This is a genomic window from Fructobacillus cardui (genome assembly GCF_963580785.1).
In the GTDB taxonomy this organism is placed as follows: domain Bacteria; phylum Bacillota; class Bacilli; order Lactobacillales; family Lactobacillaceae; genus Fructobacillus; species Fructobacillus cardui.
Genome location: NZ_CAUZLS010000001.1, coordinates 225,267 through 243,313, shown reverse-complemented (window position 1 = coordinate 243,313; position 18,047 = coordinate 225,267). Strand labels below are relative to the sequence as shown.

14 protein-coding genes are annotated in these 18,047 nt (G+C 33.0%); all 14 read left to right on the top strand.

All coding sequences use genetic code 11. The annotated features are described in order from the left end of the window. The first annotated feature begins 50 nt into the window (after positions 1 to 50). The 14 genes from AABI20_RS01205 (at position 51) to AABI20_RS01140 (ending at position 17,853) form a co-directional block, all read left to right on the top strand. Positions 51 to 683 (top strand): sugar transferase, encoded by a 633-nt coding sequence (locus AABI20_RS01205; RefSeq protein WP_288845976.1) that lies wholly within the window; start codon positions 51 to 53, stop codon positions 681 to 683. Positions 684 to 713: 30 nt separating this feature from the next. Then, a complete protein-coding gene (locus AABI20_RS01200) occupies positions 714 to 1,340 on the top strand; it encodes a YveK family protein (protein WP_288845978.1) in 627 nt (208 codons plus the stop codon). 10 nt (positions 1,341 to 1,350) lie between these two features. Then, entirely contained in the window at positions 1,351 to 2,730 is a 1,380-nt protein-coding gene (locus tag AABI20_RS01195) for an O-antigen ligase family protein (protein WP_338346547.1), read from the top strand. Continuing rightward, entirely contained in the window at positions 2,727 to 3,497 is a 771-nt protein-coding gene (locus tag AABI20_RS01190) for a DUF4422 domain-containing protein (RefSeq protein WP_288845980.1), read from the top strand. Before AABI20_RS01195 ends, AABI20_RS01190 begins: the two co-directional genes overlap by 4 nt. After that, positions 3,497 to 4,687 carry a UDP-galactopyranose mutase gene (gene glf, locus AABI20_RS01185; protein ID WP_288845981.1) on the top strand — a complete coding sequence of 397 codons (1,191 nt, stop codon included), beginning with the start codon at positions 3,497 to 3,499 and terminating at the stop codon, positions 4,685 to 4,687. Before AABI20_RS01190 ends, glf begins: the two co-directional genes overlap by 1 nt. A gap of 61 nt (positions 4,688 to 4,748) precedes the next feature. Further along, positions 4,749 to 5,690, top strand: a complete 942-nt coding sequence (locus AABI20_RS01180) for a glycosyltransferase family 2 protein (RefSeq protein WP_421825113.1) — start codon at positions 4,749 to 4,751, stop codon at positions 5,688 to 5,690. A 17-nt stretch (positions 5,691 to 5,707) separates the two neighbouring features. Beyond that, positions 5,708 to 7,276, top strand: a complete 1,569-nt coding sequence (locus AABI20_RS01175; protein WP_338346545.1) for a glycosyltransferase family protein — start codon at positions 5,708 to 5,710, stop codon at positions 7,274 to 7,276. A gap of 48 nt (positions 7,277 to 7,324) precedes the next feature. Beyond that, positions 7,325 to 8,986 carry a glycosyltransferase family protein gene (locus AABI20_RS01170; protein ID WP_338346544.1) on the top strand — a complete coding sequence of 554 codons (1,662 nt, stop codon included), beginning with the start codon at positions 7,325 to 7,327 and terminating at the stop codon, positions 8,984 to 8,986. Positions 8,987 to 9,501: 515 nt separating this feature from the next. Further along, positions 9,502 to 11,604, top strand: coding sequence for a glycosyltransferase family protein (locus AABI20_RS01165; RefSeq protein WP_288845986.1), 2,103 nt, complete (start codon positions 9,502 to 9,504; stop codon positions 11,602 to 11,604). A 96-nt stretch (positions 11,605 to 11,700) separates the two neighbouring features. Beyond that, entirely contained in the window at positions 11,701 to 12,606 is a 906-nt protein-coding gene (locus AABI20_RS01160) for a glycosyltransferase family 2 protein (protein WP_288845987.1), read from the top strand. 173 nt (positions 12,607 to 12,779) lie between these two features. After that, complete coding sequence (locus tag AABI20_RS01155) at positions 12,780 to 14,846, top strand: C39 family peptidase (RefSeq protein ID WP_288845988.1); 2,067 nt, start codon at positions 12,780 to 12,782, stop codon at positions 14,844 to 14,846. A 419-nt stretch (positions 14,847 to 15,265) separates the two neighbouring features. Continuing rightward, on the top strand, positions 15,266 to 16,216 hold the full coding sequence (locus tag AABI20_RS01150; RefSeq protein ID WP_288845989.1) for a glycosyltransferase family 2 protein: 951 nt from the start codon (positions 15,266 to 15,268) through the stop codon (positions 16,214 to 16,216). A 22-nt stretch (positions 16,217 to 16,238) separates the two neighbouring features. Further along, complete coding sequence (locus tag AABI20_RS01145; RefSeq protein ID WP_338346543.1) at positions 16,239 to 17,444, top strand: hypothetical protein; 1,206 nt, start codon at positions 16,239 to 16,241, stop codon at positions 17,442 to 17,444. Further along, positions 17,437 to 17,853 (top strand): GtrA family protein, encoded by a 417-nt coding sequence (locus AABI20_RS01140; RefSeq protein ID WP_288845991.1) that lies wholly within the window; start codon positions 17,437 to 17,439, stop codon positions 17,851 to 17,853. Before AABI20_RS01145 ends, AABI20_RS01140 begins: the two co-directional genes overlap by 8 nt. The last annotated feature ends 194 nt before the right edge of the window (positions 17,854 to 18,047 follow it).

Below are 18,047 nucleotides of genomic sequence, written 5' to 3'. Positions count from 1 at the left end.
TATAATATGTATTGTTGTGCATTAAATTATAAATATTGGAGGATGAGGTTTTGAAACAGTTCCTGTTTTATCGCCTTCCCAAACGAATTTTAGATATTGTTGTTTCCTTTGTGGCTTTGATTGTTTTTTCACCGATTTTTTTGGTGATTGCAATAATTATTAAGTTTAGCAAAGGAACGAGTCATGTTTTTTATGCCCAAGATCGTGTAGGTCAGGGTGGTAAGCATTTTAAAATTTATAAATTCCAGTCCATGGTTGATAATGCTGACCAGATTCTTAAATCAGATGATCGGCTATATCAAAAATTTGTTGATAACGGCTACAAATTGCCGACCAAAGAGGACCCCCGAATTACAAAAATCGGGGCAATCTTACGCAAAACGTCACTCGATGAATTGCCACAATTCTGGAACACTTTAATTGGGAATATGTCGATCATCGGGCCAAGGCCTGTGGTTGAGAGCGAATTGGTTGAATATGGCGATGCAAAACGAATTCAAAAATTTTTGTCTGTAAAGCCTGGTGTTTTCGGTTTATGGCAGGCTTCGGGACGGTCAAATATTGGTTATCCAGAACGTGCGGAAATCGAACTTGATTATGTTGATCGAGCAAATTTAACTTTAGATTTTAAAATCATGTTTCAAACGGTCATCGCTATTTTAAAAGGCGATGGCGCCTTTTAAAATAGCCCTTTTGAAATGAGGAGAAGAAAAATGGAATTTTCATTAACTGATTTGGCAAAACGTTTTTGGCATTTTGCTTGGTTAATTATATTATTAGTTATTGTGTTTGCCGGTGCTGGTTTTGTATATGCCAAGTCCGGAAAAGTAATTACGAATTATTCCGCTAGTCGGACTGTCTTGATTGCTAAGAATAATACAGACGTACGCGACCCCAATGCTCGATTTTTAGCTGATAAGTCATTAGTACCAACTTATGAAACGGTTGCTCAAGATGATGCAATCGTTTCTGCTGTACAAAAGGCATTACCATTTAAAATGAGTAAGAATGATATCAATGAGGCAGTCAAGGTTCAAAATCCAACAGACACACTTGCTTTGTCATTCCAAGCTTCTGGTTCAACAACGTATCGTGCTAAAACGTTAGCGAATATTTATGCTGATACATTTACAGAAATTGGCCCAACATTGTACCCAGATATGGGAAAGCCTGAACCATTGTCGAAGGCAACAGGTTCTGATGTAACTAAATCTGCTTTAAAGAATGCTAAAAAGTTGACAGTATTTGGTGCGGCATTTGGTTTTGTCATTTCAGCTTTTGGCATTATGATTTCTGGAATACACAAAAATTACAAAACTGCTGCCAGTAATAAGGACTAATTTTTGAACTATGGTTAATTTTTTATTACCGTTAACATTCTTTTCAAAAACATATTCTAATTCAATAGCTGAACCGGTTGCATCAATCTCTTTTTGGATTTTTATTATTATTATTATTATCCAGTTGTTTCGCCACCCAATGTGGTATAAAAGGATTATTCCTAGCTGGAAGAGTATTATTTTGGGTATGCTTTTTTGGATTATTCAGTTAGTGGCCATGTTTTTATCTTACAGAATTACTGGCGATACTAAACAAACCTCAGGTATTATTCATTCGGGAATAATACTATTTGGTTGGACGGCTGCTTTTTATGTTGCTTGGGCAGTGATACAAGTTACTGTTGTGAATAAGGATGCTGAGAAAAAATTTTTTAAAGCAGGCATAATTGGGTTATTACTTTATTTATCTTTGGTAATTATTCCACAAATATTAGTTCTTTCAAAAATGCATGGTTTAAGTGGTTATGTTAACCTGATTGCTAGCGCTTTTGAAAAAAGATGGCAGTCATTTGGAAATTATAATTTTAATGCAAACGGTGCATATGTTTTATCTCAAAAGCGAGTTAATGGGTTTGAGCCTGAAGCTTCGTATTTAGCTAACCTTTTGTCGATTACTTATTTGCCGATGCTGATTGGTTTGACTGTATCCGGTGAAAAAATTTGGAATAAAATTAAGTCCCCGAGGCTTCAGCAATTAGCTAATGTTTGCATCACATTCTTTTTGTTTTTTGTATTGATCTTTGCCAAAACGACAACTGGTATTATTACTGGTGCTCTGGGCTTTATTCTTTGGATTCTTTTTTCGAGAAAAGCTCTTAAAAAGTTTTTAATAGTCTGTTTAATTGCTGGTCCAATTGTTTTATATTTCTTATATAGTTTTGTACCCATGGTACATGAAACATTAAATCAATTTTTGTTTGCTAAACAAGGGACTGATAACCGATTGGGCGGAGCAATTGGATTATTTTTGACATTTTTAACCCATCCCATTATTGGTGTGGGGTATGGATTTACGTCGTTTTTTAACATACAAAATGTTCCGATTGGATTGACGCATAATTATGAATTTCAAGAAATTTTCAAAAATCACGGATTTCCAATCTTGTCTGAATTTTTAGGTTGGCTCGCTTCTTACGGATTGATAATTATGATTCCTGCTTTGTATATGATGTTCGGCTTTTTTATGAAAGCTCTTTTGATCTTTAAAAAATCACATAGTGTATGGGGTATGGATAAATGGAATGATTTAATGCGTGTTAGTTTTGTAGTTACTTTCATTCTCTTTTTCTGGTCATCTTTTATTGTCCGACTATATATCTGGCCATGTTTGCTTATGTTCTTTTTTTATCGGAAACATATTATGCGTTTGGAGGAGGAACTGAAGCAATGAAAGTTTATATTGCAACACACAAACCATATGAAATGCCCCAAGATAAGCTTTATCAACCATTGATGGTTGGTTCATCTTTGAGAGATGAAGTTCCAACTGGTTATCAACGCGATGATCAGGGTGAAAATATTTCGACTAAAAATCCCAACTTCAATGAATTAACTGGAATTTATTGGATGTGGAAAAATTCTAAAGAAGATGCGGTGGGTCTGGTTCATTATCGTCGCTATTTGGGACAAAAAGGTGGACACGACTATGCTGAACGGTTAAGTCAACAGGACATTGAGAACTTATTGCGTCAGCATGATGTGATTTTACCCAAAGAGCGAAATTACTACATTGAAAATCAGCGTAATCATTATCTTCATGCCCATGCAAATGAGCCTTATGAGATAATGGAGAAGGTAATTCGAGAGAATTATGCAGACTTCTATCCAGGATTCCAACGAATGGAGCAATCGACGAAAGCCCACCTATTCAACATGTTTATCATGAAAAAAGAAGCTTTTGATGATTATGCGGAATTTGTTTTTGGTGTTTTGGAAAAAGTGCAAGAAAAAGTGGACTTATCCACTTTGCATGGTCAAGATGCTCGCGTTTTTGGTTTCTTGTCAGAACGGTTAATGGATACTTGGCTTAATACTCGGGACTATTCCTTTACGGAAGTTCCCGTGATTAGTCTGGAAAAGACAAATTGGCTTGATAAGGGCACACAGTTTTTGAAACGGAAATTTCTTCCAAATTCTAAGAAAAAGGTACATTTCTAATGGCAAATAAGTTTAATACAAAGAACTATGATTACTTAATCGTTGGTGCTGGTCCCTTCGGGATGACTTTCGCTTACGAAGCAGCAAAGCGTGGCAAGCGTTCTTTAGTTGTCGAAAAGCGTTCATTTATTGGTGGAAACACGCATACACACGTTGAAAACGGCATCACAGTTCATGATTTTGGCGCTCATATCTTCCATACGGATAACAAGGAAGTTTGGGATTACGTTCAAAACTTTGCGGAATTTAACAACTTCCAAAACCAAGTTGTTGCCAACTATAACGGTAAGCTCTTTAACTTGCCATTTAACATGAATACTTTCTACCAGATGTGGGGAACAAAGACACCTGATGAAGCGAAGGCTAAGATTGAAGAACAAAAGTCTGCTGCTTTGAAGGAATTGGGCGATCGTCAACCACGTAACTTGGAAGAACAAGCTATTTCATTGATTGGAACAGACATTTACCAAGCTTTGATTAAGGGTTATACCGAAAAGCAGTGGGGTCGTAAGGCAACCGAATTACCAGCGTTCATTATCAAGCGTTTGCCAGTTCGCTTTATTTACGATAACAACTACTTTAACCACCGTTACCAAGGAATTCCTGTTGGTGGTTATACTCAAATTTTTGAGAACATGGTTGAACGTTCAAACGGCTTGATTGATGTTTTGACTGATACTGATTTCTTCGATCACAAGGATGAATTTATGGCAGAATTCCCACGTGTTCTTTACACGGGAATGATTGATCAGTTCTTCGATTACAAGTTTGGTGAATTGGAATACCGTTCATTGCGCTTTGAAAGCGAAACAATTGACTCTGACAATTATCAAGGAAATGCTGTTATTAACTATACGGATGCTGAAACGCCATATACGCGTCAAATGGAATGGCGCCACTTTGATGGTTTGGCAGATGAAGGCAAGACGATTATTACTCGTGAATACCCACAAGACTGGGATCGCACGAAGGAAGCTTACTACCCAGTTAACGATGATAAGAACACTGAATTGTACAAGCAATACGTGAAGGCTGCTCGTGAAGAAGCACCTGAAGTACTCTTTGGTGGTCGTTTGGGTAAGTATCGTTACTTTGATATGGACCAGGTCTTCAATGATGCCTTTAACACTGTTCGTCAAGAATTCGGTGTGGCAGATGACTTTAACTTTGCGCATGATGATGTGAAGTGAAGATTTTAAGACACCCATCTTGGAGTGTCATACATATTGATTGGATTAGGAGAAGTGTTTGGTGAGTATTAAAGACAAATCGGCAGTTTTATCCTTAATTGTACCAGTTCACAATGAAGAAGCGACTGTGAATATTTTTTATGATACACTGCAAAATATTAAAAAAGAATTGCCTGTTGCCATAAATTTTTATTTTATTGATGATGGTTCGGATGATAAAACCCTGTCAATTGTAAAGTCGCTAAACAAAAAAGATGAGAGCGTTCATTACTTATCTTTTTCTCGAAATTTTGGTAAGGAAGCAGCTTTATATGCTGGGTTGCAGCATGCGGATGGTGATTACGTTGCTGTTATGGATGTTGACTTGCAAGATCCTCCCGAACTATTACCAGAAATGCTAAGTGAAGTAATGACTGGTCCATATGATGCCGTTGGAACTCGACGTGTGGATCGTCGCAAAACAAAAATTATTAGAACGTGGTTTTCGACCCGTTTTTATAAATGGATGAATCGTGTTTCTCAAATGCATCTAGTCGAAGGAGCACGGGATTATCGGGTAATGAAGAGGCAAATGGTTGATGCTATTCTTTCTTTACCCGAAAATCAACGCTTTTCCAAGGGGATTTTTACATGGGTTGGATTCAATACGAAGTATATACCTTTTGAGGACCGTGACCGTGTGGCTGGAAAATCATCGTGGACTTTTTGGAACTTGACTAAATATGGTATTGAAGGTATTGTTTCTTTTTCAACGTTACCTTTAACTATTGTTACGTTCTTGGGTTTATTTTCATTTGGCCTCGCTGTCGTAGCGGGTATTTTCATCGTCGCTAGGGCATTGATTGATAATACCTCGGTGGCAGGTTGGCCATCAATGGCAACAATTATTTTGTTTATTGGTGGAATTCAACTACTTAGTTTAGGAGTTATTGGCAGATATCTTTCTGCTGTTTTTTTAGAAACAAAAAAACGACCTATTTATATTTCCAAAGAGAAAAGATAATTAGGGTGGGCTTATTTTTGAAAGTTTATAAATCAATTAACTTTATAACAAATCTAGTACTAGTATTTTTAGTGGTAACTAGTCTAATTGGTGCCATTGCCATATTAGAGGACAGTTTATTAAAGTCTAACAGTTCATTATTTGTATTTTTTGACATTCTGCTTATTTTTTTTGTTATTACTTTTTTGTTTAAGTTTATATTTTCCAGACAATTTAAAGTTGTTATTAGTTGGTTAAATCAATTTTTTTATAACAAGTTTTTTTTATTTAGCCTTGCTATATTAATAATTATTTGGCAATTGCAAACTGTCGGTTTGCTAACAGGATCTTCTGGGTGGGATTTCACGATAATTTCTACTCAAGTTTTGGTTGATGGAGGAAAGCATGGCTTACTTGGCTGGTCAGATTACTTTTCCTTTTATCCAAATAATTTGATGTTGTTACGGTTAGAAACAATATATTGGCATATTACCGGACAGGTAGACTTGAACACGTTTATTTATTATTTAAACCTTTTAAATGTCGTAATTGTTGACGTGGCAACTATATTGTTAGTAAAAATGGCTAATAGTATTTTAAACAAATTTGGAAAAAATGTGGTTATTCTATTAACAGTCTTTTTATTTACTGTTGTCCCATTTTTTGTAATTCCTTATTCTGATACCATTTCTTTTTTAGTAACAACTATCTTTATCTACGTTTTAAATCTATTCCGCCACCAACAGACGCTTAAGAGGTTAATGATTAATGCACCGATACTTGCCCTGGTACTATGTTTTGGATATTTTATTAAACCATCATTAATAGTTCTTTTGGTGTCTACTTTTATTATGGCACTCCTCTATCTGTTTATTAATAATCATTTGTGGTTAACAAAAAAAAATTTGTTTTTTGTTACGGTTACTTTTGGAGTATTCTTTTTAATACCTGCAGTAATCATAACCTCAAGTTTGAATAATTATGATTATTCTTTTAAAGTTAATAGAAATTTAGCATTTCCTGCTACACATTTTATAGCGATGGGATTGACTAACAAGGGTGGTTTTAATACTGAGGATTCGAAAATGACAGCTCATATTAAAAATCCAAATGAAAGAAACCAAGTTGCTATTGCTAAAATAAAACAGAGATTAGGTGATTATGGTGTGCTGGGCTATGAAAAATTTTTAATTCAAAAGCAAATGAATAACAGTTCTGACGGAACTCTTGGATGGGGACAAGAAGGAAATTTCTTAACAGTATACAATAAAAATAATATTGGTATGAATAAATCATTCCAAAGAAAATATTTTTTAAACAAAAATGGGTTAGCTGATAATCAAAAATTTGAATTTAAAACGATACAGCAACTGATTTGGATACTTACTTTAATTTTAATTCTTTTTTCAACTTTAGAATATTCACAATATTCACTATTTTTAAAAATTAGTGCTATAGGATTTTTTACGTTTTTGTTGATATTTGAAGGAGGCCGAAGTAGATATCTTCTTCAATTTTTACCAGTTTTACTTCTAATAGCTGGTTTTGGTTTTCAACAGTTTGTGCTGATTTTTAAAAAAATTCATATGAACATGTCTAAATTATAAAATATAGTTTGTTTGAAATTGAGTATTTAAACGATAAAGGAGTAATTTATGAATGCAGTTCGTATTCACAAGTTTATGCAAATAATGTTGTTATTGGTACTATCATTGATTTTTATTAGTGCCATGTTAATGAACCCATTAGGGCTTAAAACAGGGTCGACGCCGTATCTTTCACCAATTTTTCGTTTTGGAGGATTAATTGCAATATTTGTTTTTGTATACCAGATTGCTAAAAAGAGAAATAACCGTTCGCTCAAATGGTTAGAAATTGTACTAATTTTTTTAGCTTTAAGTATTCAGGTTGTTTTCTTATTAACATTTTTTAGACCTGTTTATACTGATACTGGTATCATTACTTCAATGATTGGCCGGCTTATTGAAGGAAATCATAATTGGTTTGAATATTATAGTTTGTACCCAAATAATGTTAATATTACAATTTTCTGGTCAATAATTTTGAAACCATTACGGTGGTTTGGTGTCACAAGCTTTCAAAGTTGGATACATTGGATTCAAATGCTTTTACTAGACTTTGGGATTTTTTATCTAGCTCGAGCATTTAAAATTGTTAATCAAAAGTTAGGAACAATATTTTTTTATTTAGCTCTTTTCTATATGCCTTGGTATATGTATTCCATATTCCCATATAATGATCTTTTGGCAATATCAATTTTTATGGTTATTATTGGGACTATTATTAGGTTATTTAGTGTGGCAGAAGATGAAACACGAAAAAGAGTAGCATACACTGTTTTCATTAGTATCTTATTTGCGTTTTCTGTAACTATAAGACAAAATTCAATAATAATTTTGATAGCATTTATTTTAGCAATTTTGTTTAATAAAACGATAGATAGATATTTAAAATCATTTTTATTAGTATTAGTAATTCTTTTAACTGTTGTGATGACTGTTGTGTCTAATCAAATTGCTCGGTCCGATGGGTTTGAAGCAAATGCCGATAGAGCGACACCAGCTGTGCGTTGGATAAATATGTCGTGGAACCCTAATACCTCTGGTGAAATTGACGGTAGAGATTCTTCCGTCTATGATAATCTTTTAAAAAAGGACCGTGCAAAAAAATTAAATGTGGAATTAAGGAAACGTTTGGAAGTATTGGGAATAAAGGGGATTTTGCATCATACAATTAAAAAAATTGCTTTTATGTGTTCTTTTGGTTTTTCCAATCAGGATATGGACGGTTTGCAAATCAATAAACCGATTTTACAAAATTATGGGCAAACTAGTTCCTTTATGAACATGTTAAGTAATCTTTTTCAACCTTTTTATTTACTTTTACTAGCGTTTGCTGGATATAGTTGTTGGAATATTTTGACGAAAAAACTTCAGTTAGCAAAGTCATTGGAATTTTTAGTATTATTCTCGTCGTTTAGTATTGTTGGCATTTGTACTTTTCACATTATTTTATGGGAAGTTCGTGATCGTTATGTATTACCAATTATTCCATTTTTCTTATTTTTATCGGCATTTGGAATATATACTTTTTTTGAAAAAAGAAGGCAAAATGATGTAAAAAAAACGCCATTCAAAACAATTGATTTTTATATGCCATATCTTCAAGCTGCCTCAATATTTCTTTTAATTATAAGTTTTATCCAGGGATTTTCTAAAACAGAAAAAAAGTTTCAAATAATTCAAACACGTATTTTTCAAGTTATATATTTTATAATGAGCACAATAAAGAATTGACGCCTGTTCAACCACATTCCGCGTATATCACTAATGTTTTTAAGTTGAAATCGTTTGCTAATAATTTTAGTATGTTTATTGGTAATCTAAATCAGAAGCAAACTAGTGCTTTGAAAATTTCGATACTTAAGGTTGATGAAAAAAAAGTGTGGGACGTCCCTATTGAATCTCCACAGATAAGTCTGAAAAATAAATTTCCCACAGGCAATTACCGTCTAATTGTTGAAAATAATAGTTCCAATGATATTACGATAACGGCACTAAAACAATTGGAAACTAAAAATATTCAAGGTCCGGTTATTCAAAAGAATGGGAAAATGGTTCCTGGCTTGAATTTAGCTTTTAATTTTAATGAAATTAGAGGTATCGCGCTGATTCCTATGTCAACGTATCTTGTAATATATCTGTTCTTTTTCTTTTTACTCATACTTTCATGGTTTTTGGATAGAAGAAAAAAGTTGAATGTTGTACGTACTTAGAATAATAAGTATTATCTGATGGAAAGACGAGTAGTAATGAAGAAATTAGTAGTTAACCGTTTTTTACTAATATTATCGTTTATGATTTTAACAGTAATCGCAGCAAGTGCTCTCACTATGTCCCCTGTTGACGGATTTGGTCCGTATTTTTCTTTTTCTTATCGGCTTGGAGCAACGGTAGGCCTTTTTCTATTAATTAAGCACTTAATGAGAAGGAAACTAAAATTTAATGGAATTATTTTAACAATACTTGTTTTTATTGCTATTTTAATTCAAGTAATCTTTTTAACGGTGTCTTTTAGGCCTTACTACACGGATACTGGATATGTGATGACAATGGCTGGACGATTAATTCAAGGAAACCATAATTGGCTTGAATATTTTTCATATTATCCAAATAATGTAAATATCACACTCTTTTGGTCATATGCTTTGAAACCATTCAGTTGGCTTGGAATTACTAATTATTCTATTTTTGTTCCATGGATTCAAATGGTATTACTTGATCTTAGTATCTTTTTTTTAAGCTGGTCTTTAAGGTTAATAAATAAGGCCCTCGCTAAAATATTTTTATTAATGTCAATGTATTACATACCTTGGTTCATGTATACATTGATGCCTTACAATGATATAATCGCAATTTCAATAATTATGATTATAATCGCATTGATTCTGCAATTGTTAAAAGCTGATGATTTAAAAAAGAAAGTTTTGGTTGGATGTATTCTTGCAGTATTAATGTTTGTTTCGGTTGCATTGCGACAGAACACGGTAATTATTTTAATTGCGTTTATCGGTTTTGTTATTTTTACACAAAAATTTAAAATTAAATTTAAAACATTTTTGATAAGTATTACTTTATTAGTGACTTTTTTAGGAATGCAAGGAATTCACTATGTTCAACAGCGGGAAGGGTATATTCAGAATACGAGTTTGACAACCCCGGCTATTAGTTGGGTCAATATGTCTTGGAATCCTAAAAACCAAGGACAAATTGATGGTTCTGATTCTTTTGCATACAGCTATTTACCTGCCAAAGAGCGGTCGAATGCATTAAAGCATGAGCTTAAAACCCGTTTAAAGTCACTAGGATTCAGTGGCATAGTTCATCATCTTCAATTGAAAATTGCATATATGTTTTCTATAGGGGATTCTAACCAAGATATAGCTGGAATTCAGGTCAAACGTCCTATATTAAAACGCGAGTCATTGGTTCCGCCCTTAATCAATATTTTAGGTAATTTTTTTCAACCATTCTATTTATTGATTTTATTTATGGCAGTGTATGCTACTTGGCAAATGTTGACTAAATCAGTTCAAATGAATTCTTCAATTTTTGCGATATCAATTTTTTCGAGTTTAAGTATTATTGGTATTTTTACATTTCATATTCTTTTTTGGGAAGTGCGAGATCGATATGCTCTACCAGTTTTACCATTCTTAGTACTTCTTGCTACGCTTGGTATTAATTTGTATAGGGAACAAGAAAAGAAGAAAAATGATAAACCTGTTCAGAATATGTTCACATTTTTGATAGCTAGTATAGCCTTGGTACTGTTGGCTATTAGCTTTGTTTCCGATTGGCAGTATACAAAACAAAATAATATTTCGTATGGTAATGTATATCGCTCTGGTTTTTCTATGTATACTGAAAATAACGTTGAAAAAATTGGTTTAAACTCAAGGACGATGTACAGAACAAATACTTTTGAATTGAATCAAAAAGCCAACATGTTAAGCTTTGAATTGGGAAATATATCACCACAAGACTTAAAAAATATAGTTTTGAAAGTAAAACAATTAAATTCAAATCAAATTTGGAATTTAAGTCCTACAGTTAAAACAACGGACTATATAGGTAATTTCCCTGAGGGACAGTATCAGATATTTGTTGAAAATAAATCTAATCATATTATTCAAACGTCAATTTTACAACAACTTAAAACAAAAACACTCAGTGGTCCTACTATTTATGAAAATGGGAAAGAGATTTCTGGTTTAAATCTTTTGTTTAGTTTTACTGATGCAAACTCAACTAAGAAAATAAATCAAAGGGGAATGATACTAATCTATATCTTTTTCGTTGTGGTGATAGCCTTAGCTGTTAGTATTAAATTAGTAAATAATAAATATAACTAAACCATTATAAGATTTTTTATTGATGAAAAATTATGATATAATTTGATGTTGGAGTATTTCAAAAATAATTTTAAAATATTTAGAGGAAAATTCTTGATGGATAATCAGAAAAAAGTAAGTGCGGTTATTGTTACGTATAATCGATTGGAATTGTTGAAGAAAAGTATTGATGCTTTATTGAATCAGGAATATAAATTGTCTCATATTATTATCGTCGATAATAATAGTGAGGAAGACACAAAAAACTATTTAGAGTCACTTGGAGATCAGATTGATTATTTGCGGCTTCCTGAAAATATTGGTGGAGCTGGTGGCTTTAATCGCGGAATTCGTTATTTTGTTGAAGAAACAGAAGATGATTTTTTGTGGATTATGGATGATGATACGATTGCTCATCCAGATTCATTACAAGCTTTTATGGAATATCAGCAACAACAGCCTAACTTCTCTTTTTTGGCATCTAAAGTCTTATGGAAAGACGGCTCTTTAGCAAAAATGAATTTGATGGGTTATATGAACGGCCGTCGAATACCAGATTCTGAAAATCGTGTCGTGGAAACGCGCAATGCGACGTTCGTTTCGTTACTTTTGGCACGAGATGTGGTTGTTAAAATTGGGTTACCTATTGTTGATTTCTTTATTTGGGGAGATGATATTGAGTATACTGAACGTGCTGCTCGAATTCGTCCAGGATACTTTGTACCAACGTCTCAGGTGACACACGCAACGAAAGCTAATGTAGGTTCATCACTGTTGGAAGATTCCTCAGATAGGACCCCACGTTATTTCTACCATTATCGAAATAAGATGTACTACGCTCGTCAACGTAAAATGTATCGAAAATTGCGTGCGGAAGTACGTCCATGGTTAGATTATATTAGAATTTTGTTTTCGAATACGGAAAACAAGAAAGGAAAGTTAGCCATTATTCGTAAGGGAGTTAAGGCAGGCTTGAAATTTAATCCTAGCGTTGAATACGCACAAGATAAAAAGAATAGATAGTACTTTTATAGGGAATTCATAATGAATTCCCTTTTTTATTTGAATTAAAATTTAAAAACATCGTTTTTTGTATCAGATTTAATTGATACCAGTAGAAATCGAAACTAAAATGAATTATAATTAAAATAAATATGTAATGGATATTCAAATTAGAGAGAAATTAGAGTAAAGGTATGAAAAATAGAAAAAATTATTTATGGGGACCGAAAGCGTTACTCGTAGGATCCTTGTTTTTTGGATTTACGCTTGGTTATGATGCAGTTTCAGCTGATACTGTAAATACAAGTAATCAGCCAACTAGTGGACAAGTGGCGACAAAAAATGATGCTTCTACTTTAAGTAGCAATGAGAAAAGCGTTAATAATCAAGGTACTAGCAACCAAAATACCAGTAGTCAAGGCACTAGCAACCGAAATTCTAGTGGTCAAGATATTAGTAACCAAAACAGTAGTAAGCAGGGTGTTGATGATAATCAAGATTCAGTTCCGACGAATAATTCAAATTTGACGTCTAACACTCAAACATCCGATAGCTCCAATCAAAAAGTGGATAGCACTCAATCATCGGCTAATGGTTGGCAGAAGGATACTAATGGACGGTATTATATTGATGATAATGGACATAAGGTTCAGGGCCTCCAGACAATAAATAGTCAAAAATATTTATTCTCTTCAGATGGTTATCTTGAAACAGGTGAACAGCAAGTTAATGGTTCATGGCATTTATTTGACCAACAGACTGGGCAGATGAAATTTGGAATGCAATTCATTTCATCATCTAATAAGTGGGCCTATTATGATTTAGATTCTGGATCAATGGCTTATGGATTGCAAAATATTAATGGGTCATATTATTTATTTGATCAAAATTCTGGTGAACGGTTATCTGGTCAGCAACTATATCAGGACCATTGGTATTATTTTGATGCGCAAACAGGACAAGCGGTTACTGGTCAATTTTATTTGACTGATGACAAGAAATCTGTTTACTATGATCATCAAAATGGGCAAATGCTGTATGGGGAACAACAGGATCAAGGTAATTGGTACCTGTTCAATATGAATGATGGATCAAGGCAGTATGGTCGTCAATTCATTGCTGGTGGGGATAAATGGGTTCTTTATGACCGCAACAACGGTCAAATGCTTTACGGGCAACAATATGATGAGGGTAATTGGTATCTTTTTGATTCTAGCACTGGGGCGATGCAGTATGGTCGACAATACATTAATGATCAAAATAAATGGGTCCTATATGATCGAAATGATGGAACAATGCGCTATGGTCAACAATATGACCAAAATGATTGGTATTTGTTCAACTCTATGACTGGAGCAATGCAATATGGTCGTCAGTATATTGGTGATCAGAATAAGTGGGTACTGTATAACCGAGTAGATGGAATGATGCAATATGGTGAACAGTACGATGAAGGGAATTGGTACTTTTTCAATATTTCTGATGGGTCAATGGGGTATGGTTTTATAACTATACCTACGACTGGAAAATTAATTTTTGCTAATAGAAATGACGGAACCTATGTTAGCGGATATCATTACTTCGTAGATGGATATAGTATTTATTTTGCTGGTTGGCAAGCAGAAATTTATAAAGGATGGCAAAATATTTATGGCCAGTCGGTTCATTTTTATGATGATGGACGCTTAGATACATCGATTTTGAACATTGATTTCCCTCATCAGAGCATCAATCAGACCTCAGAAGGTGCACCCGAAGGATGTGAAGGTGCCTCGTTGCAAATGGCATTGTCAATAAAAGGAAAGAGAGTCGCTAGTCTACAGGAAATTTATAACCAGATTGGTTATGGTGATGGTGTTTCACCATATGATGGATTTAATGGAAATCCATTTGGTTATGGTCGCTCATACACAACAACTGTTTTGGCGGCACCACTAGCTAGTCATTTAAACAATGCCTTTGGTGTACAAACAAGAGATATGACAGGTGCAGGAATAAATGAAGTATTGATTTCTTTGCTTTCTAACAATCCTGTAATTTCATATATTCCATGGGATTTTCAGGTAGGACCTGGTCGCGATCATTTTCATGTTCAATTAATTTACGGTTATCGAAATGACGGTTTTCTGGTAGCAGACCCCTTACAGTATGCTAGGGGAGCAAACTATTGGATTTCTGTTGGAGAATGGAATTATCTAAATCACAACTTACAGCCTGTTGGTTTTGGAGCACCAGCATCAATGAATGTTGCTGTTATCTAAGTAAGTTTAATTTAATGAAATAAAGATTTTGTACCCTGAAAGTCTATAAACTTTCAGGGTTTTCTTATGTTTAAATCCCCTATTATTAATGCATGCTCCATCATGAGTAATTATAAAATTTCAATCTGACTAGTTCTCTATACAATTTTAAGCAACAAATATAGCTTATAGAGATGTTGAACAAAGAAATTTCGGCGATCAGTAGATAATATCTATAGAATAGTGATCATAAGCAGAGAATCGAATAAAATGTTTCTAATAAATAGTATAAAAGGATCTCAAGTAAATTTAACAAATGATAAAGATTATTTTGTGCTAAATTTATTGAATTAAATAGAAATTTAGCACTATGAATCACTAATTTGTTACAATATAATAGTGTTTATTCTGGAAAATAATAAATCAGGAGGCCTGGTGTTTTGAATAGGTTAGTAATCGTGGTTCCCGCTTATAATGAAGAGGAATCATTGCCAAAATCATTAGGGGTTTTAGGTAATATACTGCAAGGGTTAGTGAAGCAAAAGAAGGTTTCAGATTTAAGTAAAATCGTTGTGGTTAATGATGGATCAAAAGATAAAACTTGGAACATTATTGAAGAATTTTCAAAAAAATATTCTTATATTTCTGGCATTAATTTTAGCCGTAATTTTGGTCATCAAAATGCGGTAATTGGTGGACTGACAGCCTCTCGAAATTATGGTGATGTTTTTATTACGATTGATGCTGATCTGCAAGATGATGTTAATGTTATTCCTAAGATGATTGATGCATTTGACCAGGGGTATGATGTCGTTTATGGTGCACGTAATGAACGTAAAACAGATACCCGCTTTAAAAGATGGACTGCCGAGTTATTTTATAAATTAATGAATAAAATTGGTGTTGAAATGGTTCCAGATGCAGCCGATTTTCGCCTTACATCTGGAAGAGTAGTTGATCAACTATTAAGCTATAAAGAACGTAATTTATTCTTGCGTGGCATTGTTCCTAAAATTGGTTTTCCAAGTAAAGTAATTTACTATGAACGTAAAGAGAGAGAATTAGGGGAATCAAAGTATCCGCTAAAAAAAATGCTTGGTCTAGCTTGGGATGGCATCACATCATTTTCGGTGGCTCCCATGCATTTTGTACTAACTCTTGGGCTGCTAACAACTCTTATTTCTTTTTTGATGCTAATTTACACAGCCTATCAGTATTTTATTGGTCATACTATTCAAGGATGGTCGTCAATCATGGTTTCGATTTGGTTTATTGGCGGTATTCAACTAATCGGTTTGTCAATTATTGGTGAATATCTTGGAAAAGTATTTAACGAAACCAAAGCCCGTCCACGCTTTATCATTCAAGATAATTTATTAGATAAAAAATAGCAGTAGGAGCATATTATAAATAATGATATTGAGTGGCGAAAAAAAAGTAATTGATTACTTAATAAAAAATAAATATGGATTGTTGTTTATTGCAGTCAATTTAGTAGCGGTGTTTATTCGAATTAGTGGCTATCACTTTGTTAGTGGTGATATGAACGTTTATTTAATAAACTGGTATAACCAAATTGATAACCTTGGGGGAGCTAATGCATTAAAGAATCAAGTGGGTGATTACAATATTCTTTATCAAGAATTAATAGCGTTGGCTGTTTTTTTTCGCATTCCCGCTTTGATGACATTCAAAATGCTATCAATCTTTTTTGATTTTTTATTATCTGTTGTCGTTGGATTGGTTGCATCTAGTTTTAATGTTAAAAATAAATTTCGAAATTTTTTATTTGGCTATTCCTTTTCGATACTTTCACCATTAGTCGTTTTAAATTCGTCTTTTTGGGGGCAAGCAGATTCTATTTATGCTTTTTTTGTCTTGTTTTCAATTTTTTTAATAATAAAAGATAAGTTTATGTTGTCTTTTATTATGCTTGGTTTGGCACTAGCTTTTAAATTGCAAACAGTATTTATTTTGCCCTTTTTCTTTTTAATTTATGCATTAAAAAAGAACTTTTCCATTTTGTATTTTGTTTTTTTGCCTCTCATGTTGTACGTTGTGGCGATTCCTAGTTTTTTCTTTGGAAGAGACTTGTTATCACCACTTACAATATATGCAAATCAGACAGAAGGGTACCCGTTGTTGACATTAAATATGCCAAATATCTGGACTTTTTTTGGTGGAAGTCAGTATGACTTACTTCATAAATTTGCCTTTTTTCTTTTTTCGGGTGTTATAATAATTGGCTTTGTTGTCTTATTAGATAAATTTACTGAATTTGATAAAGTTAGTTACGAACAACTGCTTCTAAGTGCATTATGGTTTGTGTGGACGGCAGTGATGTTTTTGCCGGCAATGCATGAGAGATATGGCTTTGTGATAGAAATGTTAATAATTGCTTTGGCTGTTGTGAATATAAGAAAATATTTCTCTATTTGCTTACTTATGTTAATACCAATATTAATTGAGTATTCTAAGTATTTATTTCTTACTAATAATGTTCCGGATTTTGTATTGTCGTTATTATATATAACTGGATATATTATAACAACGTATTTACTTTTTTTGACTAGTAAGCAAAAGAATGCAGTTGAGGGAGATAGTGTAATTGATGTTTAGAAAATTAATCCAAAATGTTAAAAAGTATTTTGAAACGATTTTATATTTATTTTTTGGTGTTGCCACAACTATCGTTTCCATCATTACCTATTTTATATTTTCTAAGGTAATTAATTTTGACTATACGGTATCATATATTTTTTCTTGGTTCTTATCGGTTTTGTTTGCCTATATAACTAATAGAATTTGGGTTTTTCATTCTGAAAATTCAGATTTTAAAGATCTATTCCGTGAAATTTGGCAATTTTATTTTGCTAGAATTGCGACTGGCGTAGTAGGTTGGTTAATAATGGCTTTTGGTGTTTCAGTGCTGCATCAAAATGATTTAATATGGAATTTAATTCAAAATATATTTGTGATAATTTCAAATTATGTATTAAGTAAGCTTTTTATTTTTAGAAAAAAATGACCTAAATGAAAATAAATAATTTTAAAATTTAGTGGTGTACTGATAAGGTTAAGCTTTTGTGATTGTCAAAATTAGTAAATACTGGTTTCAGTTGTTGTACAGTTGATTTTGGTTCAGAATTAGCTGTAAAAAATACTTGTTTAAGAACAATTATACGTATTTCCTTTCTATGTCTTATTGATAAATCCATGAAA

Bases quoted from the DNA above. Each gene is read 5' to 3' on its own strand.
- AABI20_RS01190 (WP_288845980.1), top strand. From the start codon at position 2,727: ATGAAAGTTTATATTGCAACACACAAACCATATGAAATGCCCCAAGAT.
- AABI20_RS01195 (WP_338346547.1), top strand. From the start codon at position 1,351: ATGGTTAATTTTTTATTACCGTTAACATTCTTTTCAAAAACATATTCT.
- AABI20_RS01160 (WP_288845987.1), top strand. From the start codon at position 11,701: ATGGATAATCAGAAAAAAGTAAGTGCGGTTATTGTTACGTATAATCGA.
- AABI20_RS01165 (WP_288845986.1), top strand. From the start codon at position 9,502: ATGAAGAAATTAGTAGTTAACCGTTTTTTACTAATATTATCGTTTATG.
- AABI20_RS01155 (WP_288845988.1), top strand. From the start codon at position 12,780: ATGAAAAATAGAAAAAATTATTTATGGGGACCGAAAGCGTTACTCGTA.
- AABI20_RS01140 (WP_288845991.1), top strand. From the start codon at position 17,437: ATGTTTAGAAAATTAATCCAAAATGTTAAAAAGTATTTTGAAACGATT.
- AABI20_RS01170 (WP_338346544.1), top strand. From the start codon at position 7,325: ATGAATGCAGTTCGTATTCACAAGTTTATGCAAATAATGTTGTTATTG.
- AABI20_RS01200 (WP_288845978.1), top strand. From the start codon at position 714: ATGGAATTTTCATTAACTGATTTGGCAAAACGTTTTTGGCATTTTGCT.
- AABI20_RS01145 (WP_338346543.1), top strand. From the start codon at position 16,239: ATGATATTGAGTGGCGAAAAAAAAGTAATTGATTACTTAATAAAAAAT.
- glf (WP_288845981.1), top strand. From the start codon at position 3,497: ATGGCAAATAAGTTTAATACAAAGAACTATGATTACTTAATCGTTGGT.